At 44.6% G+C, this 1,615-nt stretch carries 1 protein-coding gene; it reads right to left on the bottom strand.

Annotated elements, in window-relative coordinates:
• Nucleotides 1–188 precede the first annotated feature (188 nt).
• Nucleotides 189–1,418, bottom strand: a complete 1,230-nt coding sequence (locus EXN75_RS17335; RefSeq protein WP_134844749.1) for a site-specific integrase — start codon at nucleotides 1,416–1,418, stop codon at nucleotides 189–191.
• Between the last annotated feature and the right edge of the window lie 197 nt (nucleotides 1,419–1,615).

Raw genomic sequence — 1,615 nt, 5'->3', positions numbered from 1 at the left:
CGCTTTATGGGGTAAGGGGATTTTGTGTCTGCGACATTTCTGTTGTGCAAGAAATATGTACAATAAAATGAATTTTGTCGCTTTGCAAGCAAAATCCCACTAAACCCTATAGGTTGCGGATTTGAGGATAATAAAACTGCTTGTATGTACTTCTCATTGTTATGTTCCTTTCTTATTTTGTGAAAATATTACAGGACAAACTTGAAGTCCTTGTTGGCTTCGATGAACTTGTCCATATCCTCAAATAGCTTTTTCGGGGTGACACGTGCATAGATTTGCGTGGTCTGAATGTTGTTGTGACCAAGCATTTTGCTGATAGTCTCTATTGGAACACCTTCTTCGAGCGTAACGAGCGATGCGAAACTGTGCCGTCCAACATGATAGACCAAATCCATACTTATGCCAGATAGTACTCTGAGACTTTTCATGTTACCTCTCAGCACTCGAAATTCCTGTGGCGGTAAAAGAGTAGGTCTTGTCGGGTCTTTGTATTTCTCCAACATGGCAAGCGCCTCCGGCAGTAACTTCACACGTGCAAGCATCTTGTTCTTCTTTCTGTGGTATTTCAGCCAAAGGCTGCCCTCCTCATCACGAAAGAGATTTTCTTCCGTGATAGAAACAGTATCGGCATAAGCCGTGCCTGTATAGCAGGCGAAAAGAAAAAGGTCACGGGTCAAAGCCAACGATTTTCTTCGCTCTGGTATTTCGAGGTCACGAATTTTCAGGAAGTCCTCACGTGTCAATGCCTTTGGTGGATTCTCTTTCTTTTGAGGTAGCTTGAAGTGCATGAAATGATAACGCTCGGAGTTTCCTGCCTTGAAAGCTATTCGGCAGGTCTTCTTCAAGATGGCGAGATAGTGGCGGACTGTATCAAGTGCAAGACCTCTCTCGTCCAAGCAAAAGTCCATGTACTCACGGATAAACTGCTCGTCAAGCTCACCGAATGCCACATCGTCAGTTCCATAACGCTTCTTGACGAACAATACCAATGTCAGGCGAGTGTACTGGTAGTTTGGCAGCGTGCCTTTCTTGTAGTCGATGCCGATTCTTGACTCAATGTCCGCAATGATGGCGTCAAGCTGCTTCAACAAGGTCATCTGAGTGTCTGCACTGCATTGAAACAGATCCTTTATCGCCTTTGCGTCAAAATCCGTCTTGCGCTCCACAAGTGACTCGTAGGCTGAGTTTATTGCCAGCAACAGCTTGTCAATCTTGGCGTTCACTTCCACAGCCTCCTTGCTCTTGCCGTCAAGTCTGCTCTCACGTGGATTCCATAACTTTGGCGTACATGACAACTTGCAACCGAACTGCGCCATTGTTCGGTTGAGGGTGATGCGTCCCATGATGGGAGCCTTACCGTTCTTGTCCAATCCGCTCTTTTTAAGGTAGAGCAGCACCTTGAATTTTTCAACTTTCATCTGCTTACTTTTTTAGTTTGCAAAAATAATCAATCAGTAAGCATTCTCCGTCATTGAAAGTTGTGCATAACAGTGCAACAAACACTGGTGACAAACTATTTGTTTTTCACCTCGTTAGCAGTGTTGGTTTCGGTAACTGACCGCTAACGGTTTGGTAACTGAAATAACTCAATATCCTGCTCGGCTTTGCTTTGCAG

Source organism: Segatella hominis (genome assembly GCF_004535825.1).
Classification (GTDB): Bacteria; Bacteroidota; Bacteroidia; order Bacteroidales; family Bacteroidaceae; genus Prevotella; species Prevotella hominis.
The sequence above is the reverse complement of the archived record's forward strand: the minus strand, read 5'-3'. Positions and strand labels throughout refer to the sequence as shown.

Coding starts and splice junctions, on each gene's coding strand:
- EXN75_RS17335 (WP_134844749.1), bottom strand. CDS start 1,418: ATGAAAGTTGAAAAATTCAAGGTGCTGCTCTACCTTAAAAAGAGCGGA.